The 19418-nt window shown below is 74.9% G+C and carries 2 protein-coding genes; both read right to left on the bottom strand.

The window, feature by feature from the left end:
* Nucleotides 1-71: 71 nt before the first annotated feature.
* Complete coding sequence (ccrA, locus tag ACFY3C_RS12185; protein WP_390770674.1) at nt 72-1316, bottom strand: crotonyl-CoA carboxylase/reductase; 1245 nt, start codon at nt 1314-1316, stop codon at nt 72-74.
* Nucleotides 1313-19417, bottom strand: coding sequence for an amino acid adenylation domain-containing protein (locus ACFY3C_RS12190; RefSeq protein WP_390770675.1), 18105 nt, complete (start codon nt 19415-19417; stop codon nt 1313-1315). Before ACFY3C_RS12190 ends, ccrA begins: the two co-directional genes overlap by 4 nt.
* Between the last annotated feature and the right edge of the window lies 1 nt (nt 19418).

Genomic DNA, 19418 nt, shown 5'->3' on the forward strand with positions numbered 1-19418 from the left:
GGGAGCTGGACGCCGCCTCGACGCCCAACTGCCCCCGGCGGCAGGTGAAAAGGGACCGCGGTCCCGGAGGGTCACGGCACTGCGGTGAGACCCGGTTCGGGGGCGTTGACCAGGACGGCCGTGTTGCCCGCCGGGTGCCGGTTGTCGTGGACGAGCTGGTGGGCGTCGGCGATCTCCCGGAACGGGAGGGTCAGGCTCAGGCACGGGTCGACCCGGCCGGAGGCCACCAGGTTGATGGCCGCCCGGGTCTCCCGCACGTTGGCCGCGTGCGAACCCTGCAGGCGCTTTTGGAACATCCACAGGAACCGCAGGTCGATGTCGCCGTTGTAGCCGCTGGTGCCCGCGCAGGTGACCACCATGCCGGCGTTGTCGCAGACGTAGACGGAGGTGGCGAGGGTGTCGCGGCCCGGGTGTTCGAGGACGATCCGGGGCGATCTGCGTTCGCCGAGGATCTCCCAGATCCGGCGCCCGAAGGCCCGGGCCCCCGACTGCCAGTGCCGGTACGCCGCGGTGTCGCCCGCGTCCGGCAGCCTGCCCCAGTGGTCGAAGTCGCGGCGGTTGATCACACCGCGGGCCCCGAGGCGCAGGCAGTGCTCCGCCTTGTCGTCGTCGGAGATCACGGCGATGGGGATGCCGCCGAAGTGGTCGGTGATCTGGATCGCCATGGAGCCGAGGCCCCCGGACCCGCCCCAGATCAGGACGGGGTCGCCGGGCTGCACGGTGTGCGGGGCCCAGCCGGTGAGCATCCGGTACGAGGTCGAGCCGCCGCCGAGGAAGCAGCTGGCCTGCTCCCAGGTCAGGTGCGGCGGCTTGGGGTGCACCTGGTACTCGTCGACGACCGTGAACTGGGCGAAGGAGCCGAAGTTCAGCTCGTATCCCCAGGCCTTCTGGGACTTGGAGGCGGTGGGGTCGACGCCCATGCGGATGTCGGGCGCCGACTCGTCCCACTGGACGCCGGCGATGATCACGTGGTCGCCGACCTTGTACTGGGTGGCGCCCTCGCCGACCGCCCACACCACGCCGGCGCCCTCGGAGCCGGCGATGTGGAAGTCGTGCGGATCGCCCTGCTTGCGGCGGGCGGCGATCACGTCGGCGGGGGTGCCGAGGCCGGCCCACACGCCGTTGTAGTTGACGCCGGCCGCCATCACCATGACCAGCACCTGGCCGCGGCCCACCGGCGGCACCTCGACCGGCTCGACCTGGATGGCCTGCCGCGGCGGGCCGTACCGCTCGGGCCGGATGAGGGCCGCGTACATGTGGCTCGGGACCTCGCCGAGCGGGGGCGGCTCACCGATCTCGTAGATGTCGCGGGTCATCGCCCCTCCTCCTCGCCGAGGTTCTCCAGCCGCTCGGTGACGATCCGGCCGACCTCGGCGATCGGGCCGGGCAGCAGCATCTGTTCGTGCCGGCCGGGGACGGTGCGGGCGTCGACGCGGCCGTCGACGTACGGCTGCCAGCGCGCCGTTCCGGCCTCGGCGCCCGGGCCGTCCGCGCCGGCCGCGAGGAGCAGCAGGTCGCCCCGGAAGACCTTCGGGGTGAAGGCCCGGCGCAGCTCGACGTTGTCCTGGAACGTCTGCGCCACCGTGACCAGGTGGTCGGCCAGCAGGTCGGTGAGCGGGTTGCCCTGGGCGCGCAGCACCGCGGCGACCGTCTCCTCGTCCGGCTCGGCGCCGGCGGGCAGCTGTTCGCCGAGGCCGGTCGCCTCCAGCAGAGCCGCCATCAGGTTCTGCTCCCCGGACCCGGGCGCGGCGGGCGCCGCCACGGCGGAGGAGACGGGGTAGGAGTCGAGGACGGCGACCAGGCCGACCTCGGCCCCGTCCGCCTGCAGCCGGGTCGCCACCGCCTGGGCGACGAGCCCGCCGAAGGACCAGCCCAGCAGGTGGTAGGGCCCGTCGGGCTGGGCGGCCCGGATCCGCTCGGCGAAGTGCTCGGCGATCTCCTCGATGCCGCCGGGCCGGTAGCCGGGGGTGCCGAACGCCCTGGCCTGCACGCCGTACACCGGCACGGACGCGGGCAGATGGCGCAGCAGTCCCGCGTACCGCCAGCTCAGGCCGCCGCCGGCGTGGAAGCAGAACAGGGCGGGGCCGCTCCCCTTGGCGCGCAGCGGCAGCAGGACGTCGAGGGCGTTGTGCTCGTCGGGTCCGACGCCGCCCGCCAGCCGTTCGGCCAGCGCGCGCACGGTCGGTGAGGTGAACAGGGCCTGGATGCTCAGCTCGCAGCCGAGCACCGAGCGGATCCGGCTGACCAGGGAGGCGGCCAGCAGGGAGTTGCCGCCCAGCAGGAAGAAGTCGTCGTCGATGCCGAGGCCGGGCACGCCGAGGGCGTCCGCGAACAGCTCGCACAGCACCGTCTCCTGGGGGCTGCGCGGCCGTCCGGCCACGTCGTCGGTGCGCTGCTGGTCGGGGGCGGGCAGGGCCTTGCGGTCCAGCTTGGTGTGCGAGGTCAGCGGCAGCTTGCCGAGGACGACCAGCGCGGACGGCACCATGAACTCCGGGAGTTTCCCGGCCAGATGGGCCTGGAGCGCGGCCAGGTCGGGGGCCGGGGCGCCGGCGTCGGGCACCACGTAGCCGACCAGTCGCTTGTCGCCGGGACGGTCCTCGCGGACCAGGGCGACGGCCTGCCCGATGCCGGGGTAGGCGCTGAGCGCCACCTCGACCTCGCGCAGTTCGACCCGGAAGCCGCGCAGCTTGACCTGTTCGTCGGTCCGGCCGACGAACTCCATCAGCCCGTCGGCGCGCCGGCGGACCAGGTCGCCGGTGCGGTACATCCGGGTGCCGGGCTCGCCGTAGGGGTCGGCGACGAACCGTTCGGCGGTCATGCCCGGGTTGTTCTCGTAGCCGCGGGCGACACCGGTCCCGGCGAGGTACAGCTCACCGACCACGCCGACCGGTTGGGGCCGCAGTCCGGGGCTGAGGACATAGGCCCGGGTGGCGTCGAGCGCGGCGCCGATGGGGACGCTCTCGGGCACCTCGTCGCCGGGCCGCATCGAGTGCCGGGTGGAGAACACGGTGGTCTCGGTGGGGCCGTAGCCGGCGGTGACCACGGTGTCCGTGCCGGCGCAGGCGTCCAGGGCCCGGCGGACGGCGTAGGCGGGGACCACGTCACCGCCGGTGCGGACCTCGGCGAGGCCCCGGAAGCACTCCGGGTGGGTCTCGGCGAGCAGCCGGAACAGGCCTCCGGAGGCCCACAGTCCGGTGATGCCCTCCTCGACGACGAGGGAGGCGATGGCTTCCAGGTCGACCTTGCCGGGCGGGGCGATGACGACCTCGCCGTGGTTCAGCAGCGGCACCCACCATTCGAGGGTGGACACGTCCCAGGCGTGCGGCGAGTGGAACAGCACGCGCTGGGTGGCGTCCAGTTGCCACCAGTGGTCGGCGGCGAGTTCCACGACGGCGCGGTGGCTGACCGCGACGCCCTTGGGGGTGCCGGTGGAGCCGGAGGTGTAGATGACATAGGCGAGTTGGTCGGGCAGGACGGTCACGTCCGGCGCGGTGTCCGGCTGGGCCGGGATGCCGTGGTCGGTGTCGACGGCGACCACCGTGACCCTGCCGGAGAGTGCCTGCGTCCAGTGGGCGGCGCGGTCGCCGTCGGTCAGCAGCACCGGGGAGCGGGTCTCGTCGAGCAGCAGCCGCACCCGCTCGTCGGGGTAGGTGGGCTCCAGCGGGACGTACACCGCGCTCGCCTTGAGGACGGCCAGCACGCTGACGATCAGGTCGACCGAGCGGTCCAGCAGCACCCCGACCCGGGTCTCGGGGCGCACCCCGAGTTCGATGAGCCGGCGGGCCGTGCGGTTGGCACGCTCGTCGAGTTCGCGGTAGGTCAGGCGGGTGTCGCCGAGCCGTACGGCGATGTCGTCCGGGCCCTCGGCGACGGCCTGCGCGAACCGGTGGGTCATGGTCGGCGGGTCGGCGGGGACGTCGAGCGGGCCGCCGTTCCAGCCGTCGATGAGCTGTTCCCGCTCGTCGGCGGCCGCGATGTCGACGGTGGCGACGGGCTGTCCCGGCGCGGCGGTGATGCCCTCCAGGACGTGCACGAGCCGGTCGAGCAGCGTCTGCACGGCGCTGGTGTCGAACAGTTCGGGCCGGTGGTCGAGGCGCAGCCGCAGGCGGCCGTCGCCCACGGAGGCGATCAGGGCCAGCGGGTAGTGGGCCGCGGCGCGTCCCTCCACGGCCGTCGCGCGCAGGGCGCCCTCGCGCCCGCCGCCGGAGGCGGTCGGGAAGTTCTCGTAGACGACGAGGGTGTCGAAGAGGTCCCCGGCGACGCCGGTCAGCCGCTGGATGTCGGCGAGCCCGGCATGGTGGTGCGCGGTGAGCGCGGACTGCTCGTCCTGCAGCCGGGTGAACAGCGCCCGCCAGTCCTCGGCCGCATCGAGGCGGACCCGGACGGGGAGGGTGTTGATGAACAGGCCGACGATGGACTCGATGCCGGGGATCTCCGGGGGGCGGCCGGAGACCGTGGTGCCGAACACCACGTCGTCGCGGCCGAGCAGCCGGCCGAGCAGCACCGCCCAGGCGCCCTGGAGCACGGTGTTGACGGTGACCGCGTTCTCGGCGGCGTACGCCTGGAGTGCCGCGGTGGTCTCGGCGGACAGCGAGCGGCCGACGTCCTGCGGCATCTGCGTGGGTGCCCCGGATCCGGCGGGGGCCAGCAGGGAGGGCTCGCTGAGCCCGTCGAGCGCCCGGCGCCAGGCCTCCTCGGTGGCCGCCCGGTCCTGTCCGGCCAGCCAGACGAAGTAGTCGCGGTAGGGCACGACCGGCGGCAGGGCGGCCCGTTCGCCGTGGTAGAGGGCGACCAGGTCGCGCAGGAACAGCGGCATGGACCAGCCGTCGAGCACGATGTGGTGCTTGAGGATGACGAGACGGTGCCGCTCCTCGCCCAGCCGGATCAGCAGCAGCCGCACCAGCGGGGCGGTGGCCAGGTCGAAGCGGTGGTCGCGGGCCGCGTCGGTGAGCCGGGACAGCTCGGCCTCGCGGGCCGCCTCGTCGAGGCCGGTCAGATCGGCCTCCTCGAAGGGCAGTTCCACCCGGCGGGCGATGACCTGGACGGGGTGGCCGTCGCCGCGGTGGACGAAGCGGGCCCGCAGGTTGGGGTGGCGGTCCAGCAGCGCCTGCCCGGCCGCGCGCAGCGCCACGGGATCCAGCGGCCCTTCCAGGTCGACGCTGAGCTGCATCGCGTACACGTCGGGGCCGGTGTCCGCGTAGAGGGTGTGGAAGAGCAGGCCCTCCTGGAGCGGGGACAGCGGCAGGACGTCCTCGACGCCGCCCGGCGCGGCCTCCAGCGCGTCGATCTCGGCCTGGGTGAGGGAGACCAGCGGCAGGTCGGACGGGGTGAGCCCGCCGGCGTCCGGGCGTTCGGCGGCTGCGGCCAGCTCGCCCAGTGCGGCGAACCAGTCGTCGGCGAGCTGCCGGACCTGGTCCCGGGTGAACAGGGCCCCGGGCCAGGAGAAGGTGACGTCCAGCTGGGGTCCCTCGGCCGTCTCACGGGTGACGGCGCTGATCTCCAGCGGGTGCGCGAACGGCAGTCCGGCGTCGGCGGGCACGACCCGGGTGTCCATGCGCGGCTCGCCGGACCAGCCCGGGACGCCGCGTCCGCTGCTGTCGCCGAGTGCCGTCGCGTTGACGCGGCCCAGGTAGTTGAACCCGATCTGCGGGGTGGGGTGGGCGGCGAGCAGTCCGGCGGTGTCCGGGTTGAGGTAGCGCAGCAGCCCGTAGCCGAGGCCGTTGTCGGGCACGGCCCGGATCTGCTCCTTGACCCGCTTCAGCGCGGTGGCCGGGCCGTGCGTGCCGGGGTCGAGGCGCAGCGGGTGGATGGCGGTGAACCAGCCGACCGTGCGGGACAGGTCGACGTCGTCGGCGATCTCCTCACGGCCGTGGGTCTCGACGTCGACGAGGACGGCGGAGCCGGAGCCCCAGCCGTTGCGCTCGCGCCAGCGGGCGGCGGCGCGGGCGAAGCCGGTGAGCAGCACGTCGTCCATCCGCGCCTGGAAGCGGTCCGGTACGGCGGTGAGCAGGGTGCCGGTGGTCGCGGCGGGCAGCCGGACCGAGAGGTGCTCGGCGCTCTCGCGGGTGTCGCGGGCGGCGCGGAACGCCTCGGCGCCGAGCCGTGGTTCGGGCTCCTCCAGCATCCGGGTCCACAGGTCGAGTTCCGCGGCCCGCTCGGGTGTCTGGGCCTCGGCCAGCAGCAGCTGGGCCCAGCGGCGCGGGGAGGTCCCGACGGGCGCCAGGCTCGGCGTCCGCCCGGCGGCCGCGGCCTGCCAGGCGGTGGCCAGGTCGGGCACCAGGATCCGCCAGGACACGCCGTCGACGACCAGATGGTGGGCGACGACGAGCAGCCAGCCGGGCCGGCCGGTGCCGCCGTCGAACCAGACGACCTGGAACAGCACGCCGTCCTCCGGGTCGAGGCGGCGGCGTGCGGCCTCGCCCTCCTCGGTGACCAGGGCGGTCAGCGCGGGGTCGGCCGGGTCGTCGGGGAAGCCGCTCACGTCGACGCGGGTGATCCGGTCGGCGGCCTGGACCTCGCCGGCCGGTCGCACGGTGAGACCCCAGGTGACGGAGGCGGCGGAGCCCGACAGCCGCATGCGCAGCGCGTCGTGGTGGTCGACGACCGCCTGGAGCGCGCCGGTGAGGGCGTCCCGGCCGAGGCTCGGGACCCGCAGCAGCACCGACTGGTTCAGTCCGGCGATGGGACCGCGCCGCTGCGCGAGCCAGCGCACGACCGGGGTCGGCGGTACGGCGCCGACGCCGTCGTCGGCGGGCTTGGCGGGGCCGGGCCGGGTGTCGGTGACCGCGGCGGCCAGCTCGGCGACCGTCTGGTGCCGGAACATGTCGCGCGGCGACACGGCCAGGCCCGCCTCCCGGGCCCGGCTGGCGACCTGGAGCGCGGTGATGCTGTCGCCGCCCAGGGAGAAGAAGTTGTCTGCCACGCCCACTCGGGGCAGGCCCAGCACGCCGGCCATCACCCGGCACAGCAGTGCCTCGCGGTCGGTGCGCGGAGCGCCGTCGATGCCGTCGGTGCCTTCTCGGCCCGGGGGCCCGGCGGTGGCGGCCGGGGCGGGCAGCGCCGCCCGGTCGACCTTGCCGTTGACGGTCAGCGGGATCCGGTCGAGCACCACGAGCGCCGACGGCACCATGTACTCGGGCAGCACCTCGGCGAGCCGGGCCCGTACGGCGGTGGTGTCCAGGCCGGTGCCGGGGGCCGCGGCGAGATAACCGACCAGGCGGGGGCGGCCGGGCTCGTCCTCGCGGACGGCGGCCACCGCCTGTCCCACCCCGGGGCAGGACGCGAGCGCCGTCTCCACCTCGCCGAGTTCGATGCGCAGACCCCGGATCTTGACCTGACCGTCGGCGCGGCCGACGAACTCCAGCGCCCCGTCCGGGCGGCGCCGGACCACGTCGCCCGTGCGGTACATCCGGGTGCCCGCCGGGCCGAACGGGTCGGCGACGAACCGCTGCGCGGTCAGCGCGGGCCGGCCGAGGTAGCCGCGGGCCACGCCGGCGCCCGCCACGTACAGCTCGCCCGGCTCGCCGTCGGCCACCGGTGCGAGGCGCGCGTCGAGGACGTGCAGACGCAGGTTCGGCAGCGCGCCGCCGATCGGCGGGATGCCGGGTTCGGCCGGGAGCGGGCCGGCCATGGTGCAGGAGACGGTGGTCTCGGTGGGGCCGTAGCAGTTGAACATCCGGCGGCCGACCGCCCACCGCGCGATCAGGCCGTCCGGCGGCGCCTCCCCGGCGATCACCAGGGTGCGTACGGACGGCAGGGCGTCCTCGGGCAGCCGGGCGAGCACGGCGGGCGGCAGCGTGGCGTGGGTGACGCCCTGCTCGCCGATCAGCTCCGGCAGCCGGGCGACCTGGTCGAGCATGTCGGCCGGGCCCAGCACCAGGCAGGCGCCGCAGCTGAGCGGGGTGCAGATCTCGGACAGCGCGGCGTCGAAGCTCAGCGAGGCGAACTGCAGCACCCGGCTGCCCGGTCCCATGGCGTACGGCTCGACGCGCGCCCGCACCAGGTTGGGGATGCCGCGGTGCTCGACGACGACGCCCTTGGGCCGGCCGGTGGAGCCGGAGGTGTAGATGACGTAGGCGGGTGTGTGCGGGGTGAGCGGGGCGGTGCGGTCGGCGTCCGTGAGGTCGTCGGCCGCGAGGCCGGCCAGCGCGGCGCGGGTGTCGGGCGCGTCGAGGACGATCCGGGTGGTGCCGGGCGCGGCCGGGAGCCGGTCCTGGACCGCGGTCGTGGTCAGCGCCAGCGCGGGAGCCGCGTCGTCGAGCATGTACGTGATCCGGTCGGCCGGGTACTCGCTGTCCAGCGGCAGATAGGCGGCGCCTGACTTCAGTGCGGCCAGGACCGCGACGACCATGTCGGGCGAGCGCGGCACCATGAGCGCGACGACCCGCTCGGGTCCGGCTCCGTGCCGGACGAGCAGCCGGGCCAGCCGGTTGGCGCGTTCGTTCAGCTCGGCGTAGGTCAGGGTGCCGGCCGCGTCGGTCACGGCGGGCGCACCGGGGGTGCGGGCCGCCTGCTCCTCGATCATCCGGGGTGTCAGGGAGCCGAGGTCCGGTTCCCTGCCGTCGTGTGGTGCGGTCTCCAATTCCTTCTCCAGCGTGGGGATGTCGAGGTCGCCGAGGGCCCGGTGCGGGTCGGTGGCCACCTCCTCGAGCAGTCGGGTGAAGTGCGCCGTCATCGCCTCGGCCGTCGGACGGTCGAAGAGGTCGGTCGCGTAGGCGAGCGTTCCGGTCAGGCCGGCGGGCTCGCCGTCGGGTCCCCGGCGTTCCGTGACGCGCAGGGACAGGTCGAACTTGGCGGTGCCGCCCTCCTGGGTGTCCGGGCGGGCGACGCTCTCGGCGGTGAGGCCGTCCAGGGCGGCGCCGTCGCGCTGGAAGGCGTCCAGCACGAGCATCACCTGGAACAGCGGGTGACGGGCCAGCGAGCGCTCCACGCCGAGTTGCCGGACCAGCTGTTCGAACGGCAGGTCCTGGTGGGCGTAGGCCGCCAGGTCCGTCTCCCGTACCCGGTCCAGCAGTTCGCCGAAGGTCGGGTCGCCGCCGGTGTCGGTGCGCAGCACCAGCGTGTTGACGAAGAACCCGACCAGGTCGTCGGCGGCGGCGTCGGTGCGCCCGGCCACCGGGGTGCCGACCGGGATGTCGGTGCCGGCGCCGAGCCGGGTGAGCAGCGCGGCGAGCGCGGCCTGGAGCACCATGAAGAGCGTGACCCGGCCGGACCGGGCGAGGGCGAGCAGCTCCTGGTGCAGTCGGCCGTCCACCTCGAAGGGGACGAGGTCGCCGTGGTGGCTCGCCTCGGCCGGGCGGGGCCGGGCGGCGGGCAGCTCCAGTACATCGGGCAGACCGGCGAGGGCCTGCTTCCAGTGAGCGGCCTGCCGGGCCGCTTCGCTGTCCGGGTCGCGCACGTCGCCGAGCAGCTCGCGCTGCCACAGGGCGTAGTCGGTGTACTGGACGGGCAGCGGGGTCCAGCGCGGGGCGGCGCCGGAGCGGCGGGCGGAGTAGGCCTCGGTGAGGTCGCGGATCAGCGGGCGCATCGACCAGGCGTCACCGGCGATGTGATGCAGCACCAGCACCAGCACGTGATCGTCCGGGCCGAGCGCCAACAGGGTCGCCCGCAGCGGGAGTTCGGCGTCCAGCCGGAACTCGTGGCGTACGGCGGCGGCCACCGCGCCGTCCAGCGCGGACTCGGTCACCGCCCGTACCCGCAGCTCCGGGACCGCGTCCGCGACGTCCAGGACGCGCTGGTGCGGCAGGCCGTCCCGCTCGGGGTAGAGCGTGCGCAGCACCTCGTGGCGCGCGACCACGTCGGCGAGGGCCGCCCGCAGCGCGTCCACGTCGAGTTCGCCGCGCAGCCGGGTGGCGAGCGGCAGGTTGTACAGCGCGCCGGCCTCCTCGATGGCGTCGAGCATCCACAGGCGGTGCTGGGCGAAGGACAGCGGCAGGGTCTCGGGCCGTTCCCGGCGCACCAGCGCGGGACGGGCGGCCGCGGCCGTGCCGACGTACCGGGCCAGACCGGCCACGGTGGGCGCCTCGAACAGTGCGCGGACCGGCACCTCCACGCCCAGGACCGTGCGGATCCGGGAGACCAGGCGGGTCGCCAGCAGCGAGTGGCCGCCCAGCTCGAAGAAGCCGTCGTCGATACCGACCCGTTCGAGGCCGAGGGCCTCGGCGAACAGCCCGCACAGGATCTCCTCCTGCGCGTCGCGCGGTTCCCGCGTCGTCCCGGCGCTGAGCTCGGGCACGGGCAGCGCCCTGCGGTCGGTCTTGCCGTTCGGGGTCAGCGGTACGGCGTCCAGCGCCACGATCGCCGAGGGCACCATGTACTCCGGCAGCGCCGACGCCAGCGCCGCGCGTACGGCAGCGGCGTCCTCGGTGCCGACCACGTAACCGATCAGCCGGGGCACGCCGTCGGGTCCGGGCGACACGGCGGCGACGGCCGCGCCGACGCCGGGCCGGGCCCGCAGGTGGGCCTCGATCTCCCCGAGTTCGATGCGGTGACCGCGGATCTTGACCTGGTCGTCGGCCCGGCCCACGAACACCAGCCGGCCGTCCGGCGACCACTGGACCACGTCACCCGTGCGGTACATGCGCGAGCCCGCCGGGCCGAACGGATCGGCCACGAACCGGCCCGCCGTCAGCCCCGCACGGCCCAGGTAGCCACGCGCCACTCCGTCACCGGCGATGTACAACTCCCCCGGCACGCCCGGCGGGACGAGCCGCAGCGCGCCGTCGAGGACGTACACCCGCTGGTTGGCCAACGGGCCGCCGATCGACACCTCCGCCCCGGTGACCGGCGCCGACGTCGACCAGATGGTGGTCTCCGTCGGGCCGTACACGTTCACCACTGACGCGGCCGACGCGGACAGCTCCCGGGCCAGCACCGGATCCAGGGCCTCGCCGCCGACCAGCACACGCAGCCCCTCAAGGGCCCCCGGCGCCTCGTCCAGCAGCGCCCGCCACAGGCTCGGCGTCGCCTGCATCACCGACACGTCCTCGGCCTGCACGAGTGCGGCCAGGGCCTGCGGATCCCGCACGGTCTCGCGGGCGGCGAGCACCAGCGTCGCCCCGGCCACCAGCGGCCCGAACACCTCAAGCAGCGCGATGTCGAAACCGAACGTGGTCACCGCCAGCCAGCGGTCCCCCGGCGCCGGGCCGACGACCGGGCGCATGCCCCACAGGAAGTTGCGCAGGGCCCCGTGCGGGACCACCACACCCTTCGGGCGTCCCGTGGAACCGGAGGTGTAGAGCACGTAGGCCGCGTCCTCGGGCGTCACGGTCACCGGATGGACGGCCGCGTCGGCCGGGCCCACCTCTTCCACGAGCACCGCGTCGGGCACCACGGACGCCGTCTCCCGCGACGCCAGCACCACGGCCGGCGCCGCGTCCCCCAGCACGAACGCCACACGCTCCGCCGGGAAACCCGCGTCCACCGGCAGGAACGCCGCGCCGACACGGCCGACGGCGAGCATCGCCGCCACCGCATCCACCGAACGCGGCAGCACCAACGCCACCACCGCACCCCTGCCCACCCCACGCCGCAGCAACTCCGCCGCCAACGCATCGACCCGGGCATCCAACCGGCCGTAGCTGAGGGAGGCTCCGCCACAGCGCACGGCCACCGCATCCGGCGTCGCGGCCGCCTGTCCGGCGAACCATTCCGGCAGCAGGGCCACCGGCACCGGCGACGCGGAGTCGTTCCACGCCCCGAGCACCGTGTCCCGCTCCGCCGCGGAGAGTACGTCGAGGTCGTCGACTCGGGCGGTGGGATCGGTCGCCGCCTGGCGCAGCAGCCGTACCAGGCGGTCCGCGAGGGAGTGGGCGGTGGCCGGGTCGAAGAGAGCGGTGGAGTACTCGAGGACGCCGTCGACCCCGGCCGGTGCCCCGTCCTCGGTGTGGCGTTCGCCGAGGCCGAACGACAGGTCGTAGCGGGCCCACTTGGCGGTGCCGCGCTCCACCGTCGCGGTCAGGCCGCCCGGCAGGTCCAGCGCGGCACCGGACGCGTGCTCCAGGGTGAGCATGACCTGGAAGAGCGGGTGCCGGGTGAGGGAGCGCTCCGGGTTCAGCTCCTCCACCAGCCGTTCGAACGGCAGGTCCTGGTGGGCGTAGGCCGCGAGATCGGTCTGCCGGACCCGGGCCAGCAGTTCCGCGAAGTCCGGGTTGCCGCTCGTGTCGGTGCGCAGCACCAGCGTGTTGACGAAGAACCCGACGAGGTCGTCCAGGGCTTCGTCGGTGCGTCCGGCCACCGGGGTGCCCAGCGGGACGTCGGTGCCGGCGCCGAGCCGGGTGAGCAGCGCGGCGACACCGGCCTGGAGCACCATGAAGAGGCTGACGCCGTGTTCCCGGGCGAGGGCGGCCAACTGTCCGTGCAGCTCAGCGTCGAGGGTGAAGCGGGCGTCGGCGGCCGGGTGCGGCCCGCCCGCCGTGCGGTGCCGGTCGACGGGGAGGGGGGTCTCCTCGGGGAGCCCGTCCAGGGCGTCGCGCCAGAAGGCCAGCTGACGGGCGATCTCCCCCGGCTCTCCCTCGCCCTCGACTCCTGCGCCCTCTTCAACGCCTTCGAGGCCTTCGTCGCCGAGGACGTCCCGCTGCCACAGCGCGTAGTCCGCGTAGCTCACCGGCAGTGGCTGCCAGGCGGGAGCGGAGCCGGTGGTGCGGGCCGTGTACGCCGTGCTCAGATCGGCGGCGAAGGGCCGCCACGACCACGCGTCACTGGCGATGTGATGCATCACCAGCACCAGGAGGTGTTCCTCCGCGCCCAGTTCGACGAGCGTGGCCCGCAACGGCGGTTCGGTGGTCAGGTCGAAACCCCGGCCGGTCAGTTCGGCGAGCAGCTCCGGTACGCCCTGCTCGGCCGCCGTCCGGACGGGGAGATCGAGATGGTCCGTGCCGTCGAGCACGCGCTGCACGGGCTCGCCGTCCACGGCCGGGAACACCGTGCGCAGCGTCTCGTGCCGTACGGCCACGTCACGCACCGCGTCGCGCAGCGCGGCGCGGTCCAGGCGCCCCCGCAGCCGCAGCACGGCGGGCACGTTGTAGAGCGGGCTGTCCGGGTCCATCCGGTTGAGGAACCACAGCCTGCGCTGGGCGTACGACACCGGGACGCGCTCGGGGCGCGGCATCGGCGCGAGCGCGGGACGGGCGTGCTCGGCGTCGCGCAGCAGGCTCGCGAGGCCGGCCGGGGTGGGCCGCTCGAACAGGGCGCGCAGCGGGAGTTCGATGCCGAGGACGGACCGCACCCGGTTGACGAGGCGGGTGGCCAGCAGCGAATGCCCGCCCAGGTGGAAGAAGTTGTCGTCCGCTCCGGCCCGGCCGATGCCCAGGATCTCGGCGAACAGCGCGCACAGCACCTCCTCCTCGGGGGTGCGCGGCGCGCGGCCGGCCGGGACGTGCGAGGCGTCCGGGACGGGCAGCGCGGCCCGGTCGGTCTTGCCGTTGGCGGTCAGCGGCAGCGCGTCGAGGACGACGACGTCGCTGGGCAGCAGGTAGGGGGCGAGGCTCCCGGCGAGGTGCGTGCGCACCGTCTCGGCGTCGACCTGGGCTCCCGGTCCGTCCCCGGCGGGGTCGCGCGGGACGACGTAGGCGGCCAGGCGCGGGGCTCCGGGCCGGTCCTCGCGCAGGGCCGCGGCGGCGGACGCCACACCGGGCACCCGCAGCAGGGCCGCCTCGACCTCGCCGAGTTCGACGCGGTGGCCGCGGATCTTGACCTGGTCGTCGGCGCGGCCGACGAAGTCCAGTGCGCCGTCGGCGTTCCAGCGGACCCGGTCGCCGGTGCGGTACATCCGGGAGCCGGCCGGGCCGTGCGGGTCGGCGACGAACCGCTCGGCGGTCAGGGCGGGCCGGTTGGCGTAGCCGCGGGCCAGGCCGTGCCCGGCGACGTACAGCTCGCCGACGGTGCCGTCGGGGACCGGGCGCAGCCGAGCGTCCAGGACGTAGGCGCGCGTGTTCCACATCGGACGGCCCAGGGGCACCGGGCCGTGCGGGACGGCTCCGCCTTGCGGGAGGCGGTGGTCGAGGCAGCCGACGGTGGTCTCGGTCGGGCCGTAGTGGTTGATCAGCGCCAGGTCGGGGCGGCCGGCCCGGCGGCCGGTGAGCTGCTCGCCGCGCAGGGCCTCGCCGCCGGTCATCAGCTCGGCGTGCGGGGCGAGGACGTCCGGCATCAGCTCCAGCAGCGGCAGATGGCTCGGTGTGACCTTCAGGAAGGTCAGTCCGCCGGGCACGTCGAGCCGTTCGTCGAGGTCACCGACGTGCAGGCAGCCGCCGGCCAGCAGCGTGCCGTACAGGGTGGTCAGGCCCAGGTCGAAGGAGAGCGACGAGTGCAGCAGGGTGCGTCCGGCCAAACCGGGGTAGGTCCGGGCGGCGCGGGCCGCGTAGTCGGTGAGGGCACGCTGCGGGACGACGACGCCCTTGGGGGCGCCGGTGGAGCCGGAGGTGTAGATGACGTAGGCCGCCTGGTCGGGCGAGGGCGGACCGACCGGGTCCGGGGCCTCGGAGGGCATCCGGCGCAGTGCCGCGCGGGTCTCCTCGGCGTCCAGGACGAGGAGCCGTTCGGGTCCCTCGGCCAGGCCCGGCACGCCGGCCAGGGTGTCCTCGGTGGTCAGCAGGACGGCGGCGGCCGCGTCCTCGCGGATGAAGTCGAGCCGGCCGCCGGGCTGTTCGGTGTCGAGCGGGAGGTAGGCCGCGCCCGCCTTGCCGACCGCGAGCATCGCGACGACCGCGCTGACGGAGCGGGGCAGGGCCAGCGCGACCAGGTCCTCCGGGCCGATGCCGCGGCTGGTGAGCAGCCGGGCCAGCCGGTTGCTGCGGGCGTCCAGCTGGGCGTAGGTGAGCACCTCGGTGCTGTCCGCGACCGCCGGCGCCTCCGGGGTGCGGGCGGCCTGCCGGGCGAACAGGGGCGGCAGCGTGCTCCCGGGCAGGGCGTGCGCGGTGTCGTTGCGGCCGTGCAGGAGGTCGGCGTGTTCCTCGGCGGTGAGGATCTCCAGGTCGCCGATCGAGCGGTCGGGCTCGGCGACGGCGGCGCCCAGCAGCCGGACGAACCGGGCGACGAGGCGCTCGACGGTCGGCCGGTCGTACAGGTCGGTGGCGAACAGGGCCTGGGCGCGCACCCCGCCGGGGGTGCCGTCGGCGGCCTGTGTCTCGCCGAGCCGCAGGGCCAGGTCGAAGCGGGCCGCGTCGTCGTCGCGCCGTACGACCTCGGCGGTCAGGTCCGGGAGGGCGGGCACGGGCGGCGCGGCGTTCTGCAGCGACAGGGACACCTGGAACAGCGGGTGGCGGGCGAGGGACCGCTCGGGGTTCAGCTCCTCCACGATCCGCTCGAACGGCAGCTCCTGGTGGGCGTAGGCGGCCAGGTCGGTCTCCCGGACCCGGGCCAGCAGCTCACGGAAGGCGGGGGCGCCGGAGGTGTCGGTGCGCAGCACCAGTTCGTTGATGAAGACGCCCACGAGGTCGTCGCAGGCGTCGTCGGTACGGCCCGCGACCGGGGTGCCGAGCGGGATGTCGGTGCCGGCGCCGAGCCGGGTCAGCAGCGCGGCGAGCGCGGCCTGGAACACCATGAAGAGGCTGACGCCGCTCTGCCGGGCCAGGGCCAGCAGCCTGCGGTGGAGCTGGGCGTCGAGTTCGAAGGGCACCTGGTCGCCGCGGTGGGTGGCGAGGGCCGGCCGGGGCCGATCCGCCGGCAGCGGCAGCTCCTGCGGAAGCCCCGCCAACTGCCGCTTCCAGTACGCCAGCTGCCGTGCGGACAGGCTCTCGGGGTCGTCCTCGTCGCCGAACAGCTCGTGCTGCCACAGGGCGTAGTCGGCGTACTGGACGGGCAGCGGGGTCCAGCGCGGGGCGGCGCCGGAGCGGCGGGCGGTGTAGGCCTCGGTGAGGTCGCCGACCAGGGGGCGCATCGACCAGGCGTCACCGGCGATGTGGTGCAGCACCAGCACCAGCACGTGGTCGTCCGGACCCACGGCGAGCAGGGTGGCCCGCAGCGGGATCCGGGCCGCGAGCCGGAAGCCCTCGCGGGTGGCCGCGGCCACATCCCGGGCCAGGTCGTCCGCGCTGGTGACGCCGGTGCTCAGCACCTGGGCGGCCGCCTCGGCGGGGGCGAGGACGCGCTGGTGGGGCTGTCCGTCGCGCTCGGGGAAGACGGTGCGCAGGGACTCGTGCCGCTCCAGCACGTCGGCCAGGGCCGCCCGCAACGCGTCCGGGTCCAGGGTGCCGCGCAGCCGCAGCGCCATGGCCATGTTGTAGTGGGACGCCTCCGGGTCCATCCGGTTGACGAACCACAGGCGGTGCTGGGCGAAGGACAGCGGCAGGGTCCCGGGCCGTTCCCGGCGCACCAGCGCGGGACGGGCGGCCGCGGCCGTGTCGACGTACCGGGCCAGACCGGCCACGGTGGGCGCCTCGAACAGTGCCCGAACCGGCACCTCCACGCCCAGCACCGTGCGGATCCGGGAGACCAGGCGGGTCGCCAGCAGCGAGTGACCGCCCAGCTCGAAGAAGCCGTCGTCGATGCCGACCCTGGGCACCGAGAGGATCTCCGCGAACAGCCCGCACAGGATGTCCTCCTGCGCGGTCCGCGCCTCCCGCCCCTGCCGCGCGCCCAGGTCGGGGGCGGGCAGGGCCTTGCGGTCGGTCTTGCCGTTCGGGGTCAGCGGCACGGCGTCCAGCGCCACGATCGCCGAGGGCACCATGTACTGCGGCAGCAGCCCGGCCACATGGCGGCGCACGGCCGTGACGTCCGCCTCGGCGGGCACCACGTATCCGACCAGCCGCTTGTCGCCGGGCGTGTCCTCGCGGACCGTCGCCACGGCGCGGGTCACGCCGTCGGCACCGGCCAGCGCCTGCTCCACCTCGCCGAGTTCGATGCGGTGGCCGCGGATCTTGACCTGGTCGTCGGCCCGGCCCACGAACACCAGCCGGCCGTCCGGCGACCACTGGACCACGTCACCCGTGCGGTACATGCGCGAGCCCGCCGGGCCGAACGGATCGGCCACGAACCGGCCCGCCGTCAGCCCCGCACGGCCCAGGTAGCCACGCGCCACTCCGTCACCGGCGATGTACAACTCCCCCGGCACGCCCGGCGGGACGAGCCGCAGCGCGCCGTCGAGGACGTACACCCGCTGGTTGGCCAACGGGCCGCCGATCGACACCTCCGCCCCGGTGACCGGCGCCGACGTCGACCAGATGGTGGTCTCCGTCGGGCCGTACAGATTCCGCACCGAGGTCGCTCCGGCGGCCAACTCCCTTGCCAGGGAGGCGTCCAGGGCCTCACCGCCGACCAGCACCCGCAGGCCGTCGACAGCCTGCGGCACCTGCTCCAGCAGCGCCCGCCACAGGCTCGGCGTCGCCTGCATCACCGACACGCCCTCGGTGCGGACCAGTTCACCGAGGACGACCGGGTCGCGTACGTCGTCGCCCGCGGCCAGCACCACCGTCGCGCCCGAGACCAGCGGCAGGAACACCTCCAGCAGGGCGATGTCGAAGCCGAAGGTGGTCACCGCCAGCCAGCGGTCCCCCGGTGACAGCGCGAGGTGGGACGCCATCGCCCCCAGGAAGTTGCGCAGTGCGCCGTGCGGGACCACCACGCCCTTCGGGCGTCCCGTCGAACCCGATGTATAGAGCACATACGCCGCATCGTCGGCCGTCACCTCCGCCGCCGGGACCGGCTCCGCGGCCGGGCCCACCTCTTCCACGAGCACCGCGTCGGGCACCACCGACGCCGTCTCCCGCGACGCCAGCACCACGGCCGGCGCCGCGTCCCCCAGCACGAACGCCACACGCTCCGCCGGGAAACCCGCGTCCACCGGCAGGAACGCCGCGCCGACACGGCCGACGGCGAGCATCGCCGCCACCGCATCCACCGAACGCGGCAGCACCAACGCCACCACCGCACCCCGGCCGACCCCACGCCGCAGCAACTCGGCGGCCAGCGCGTCGACCCGGGCATCCAACCGGCCGTAGCTGAGGGAGGCTCCGCCACAGCGCACAGCCACCGCATCCGGCGTCGCGGCCGCCTGGCGGGCGAACTGCTCGGGGAGCAGCGCCGCCGGCAGCTCCTCGGCCGTCGCGTTCCACTCGCCCAGCAGGAGTGCGCGCTCCTCGGTGGAGAGGACGTCGGCGGCCGCGACGGGGCTGTCCGTGCTCAGGACGGCGGCCCGCAGCATGCGTACGAAGCGGTCCAGCAGGGCCTCGGCCGCCGGGCGGTCGACGAGGTCGGGCCGGTGGTCGAGGCGGACGTGGAGGTCGTCGCCGCGCTGGGAGACGACGAGGGTGAGCGGGTAGTGGGTGGCGTCGCGGCCCTTGGCGCCGACCAGGCGGAGCCCGGAGTCGAGGGGGGCCGAAGTGGCCGCGTCGACCGGGTAGTTCTCCACCAGGACGGCGGTGTCGAAGAGGTCGCCGGTGCCGGTCAGCGACTGGATGGCGGACAGGCCCAGGTGCTGGTGGGCGCCCAGGGCGGACTGCTCGTCCTGCACCCGGGCCAGGGCCTCGGCCCAGGTCTCGGCGGCGTCGAGGCGGACGCGTACCGGGACGGTGTTGATGAACAGGCCGATCATGGTCTCGACGCCGGGGATGTCGGCCGGGCGGCCGGAGACCGTCGTACCGAAGACGACGTCGTCACGGCCCGTCAGCCGGCCGAGCAGGGCGCCCCAGGCGGTCTGGACGACGGTGTTGAGGGTGACGGCGTGCTCGGCGGTGAGGCGGGCCAGGCCCGTGCGGAACTCCCCGGGCAGGGAGGTCTCGACGCGTTCCGGCAGCCGGGGTTCGCCGGCGGACACGGCGCCCGGGCACATGCGGGTGGGGCCGTTCAGGCCGTCCAGCGCCACGCGCCAGGCCTGCTCGTCGGTCTGCCGGTCGCGGCGGCCGAGCCACTCCAGATAGCGCCGGTAGGGGGTGGTGGGGGCGAGGGCCTCGGCGCCGCGGTCGTAGGCGGTGAAGACCTCGCGCAGCAGGACGGGGACCGACCAGCCGTCCATCAGGATGTGGTGGTTGGTCAGGACGAGGCGGTGCAGGTCACCTGCCCGGCGGACGAGCAGGCAGCGCAGCAGGGGCGGTGCGGCGAGGTCGAACCGCTCGGCGCGCTCCGCGTCGCACAGGCGGGCCAGTGCGGTGTCCGCCTCCTGCGCCGGCAGACCGCCGAGGTCCTCCTCGCGCCAGGGCAGATCGAACCGGCGCGGCACGAACTGCACGGGCTTGCCGGACCGCACCGCCCGGAAACCGGCCCGCAGGTTGGGGTGTCGGCGCAGCACTGCGGTGACGGCCTCGCGCAGCCGGGCGGCGTCCAGCGGGCCGGCCAGGTCGACGAACAGCTGGACGGTGTAGGCGTCCTGGCCCGCTCCGTCGTCGTACAGGGAGTGGAACAGGAGTCCTTCCTGGAGCGGCGAGAGCGGCAGCACGTCCTCGATGCCCGACGGGCCGCGCCCCTTGCCGGTGTTCTGTGTGGTCACT

Origin of the sequence: Streptomyces sp. NPDC001410 (genome assembly GCF_042895235.1) — a bacterium.
Taxonomy (GTDB): Bacteria; Actinomycetota; Actinomycetes; order Streptomycetales; family Streptomycetaceae; genus Streptomyces.

Coding starts and splice junctions, on each gene's coding strand:
- ccrA (WP_390770674.1), bottom strand. CDS start 1,316: ATGACCCGCGACATCTACGAGATCGGTGAGCCGCCCCCGCTCGGCGAG.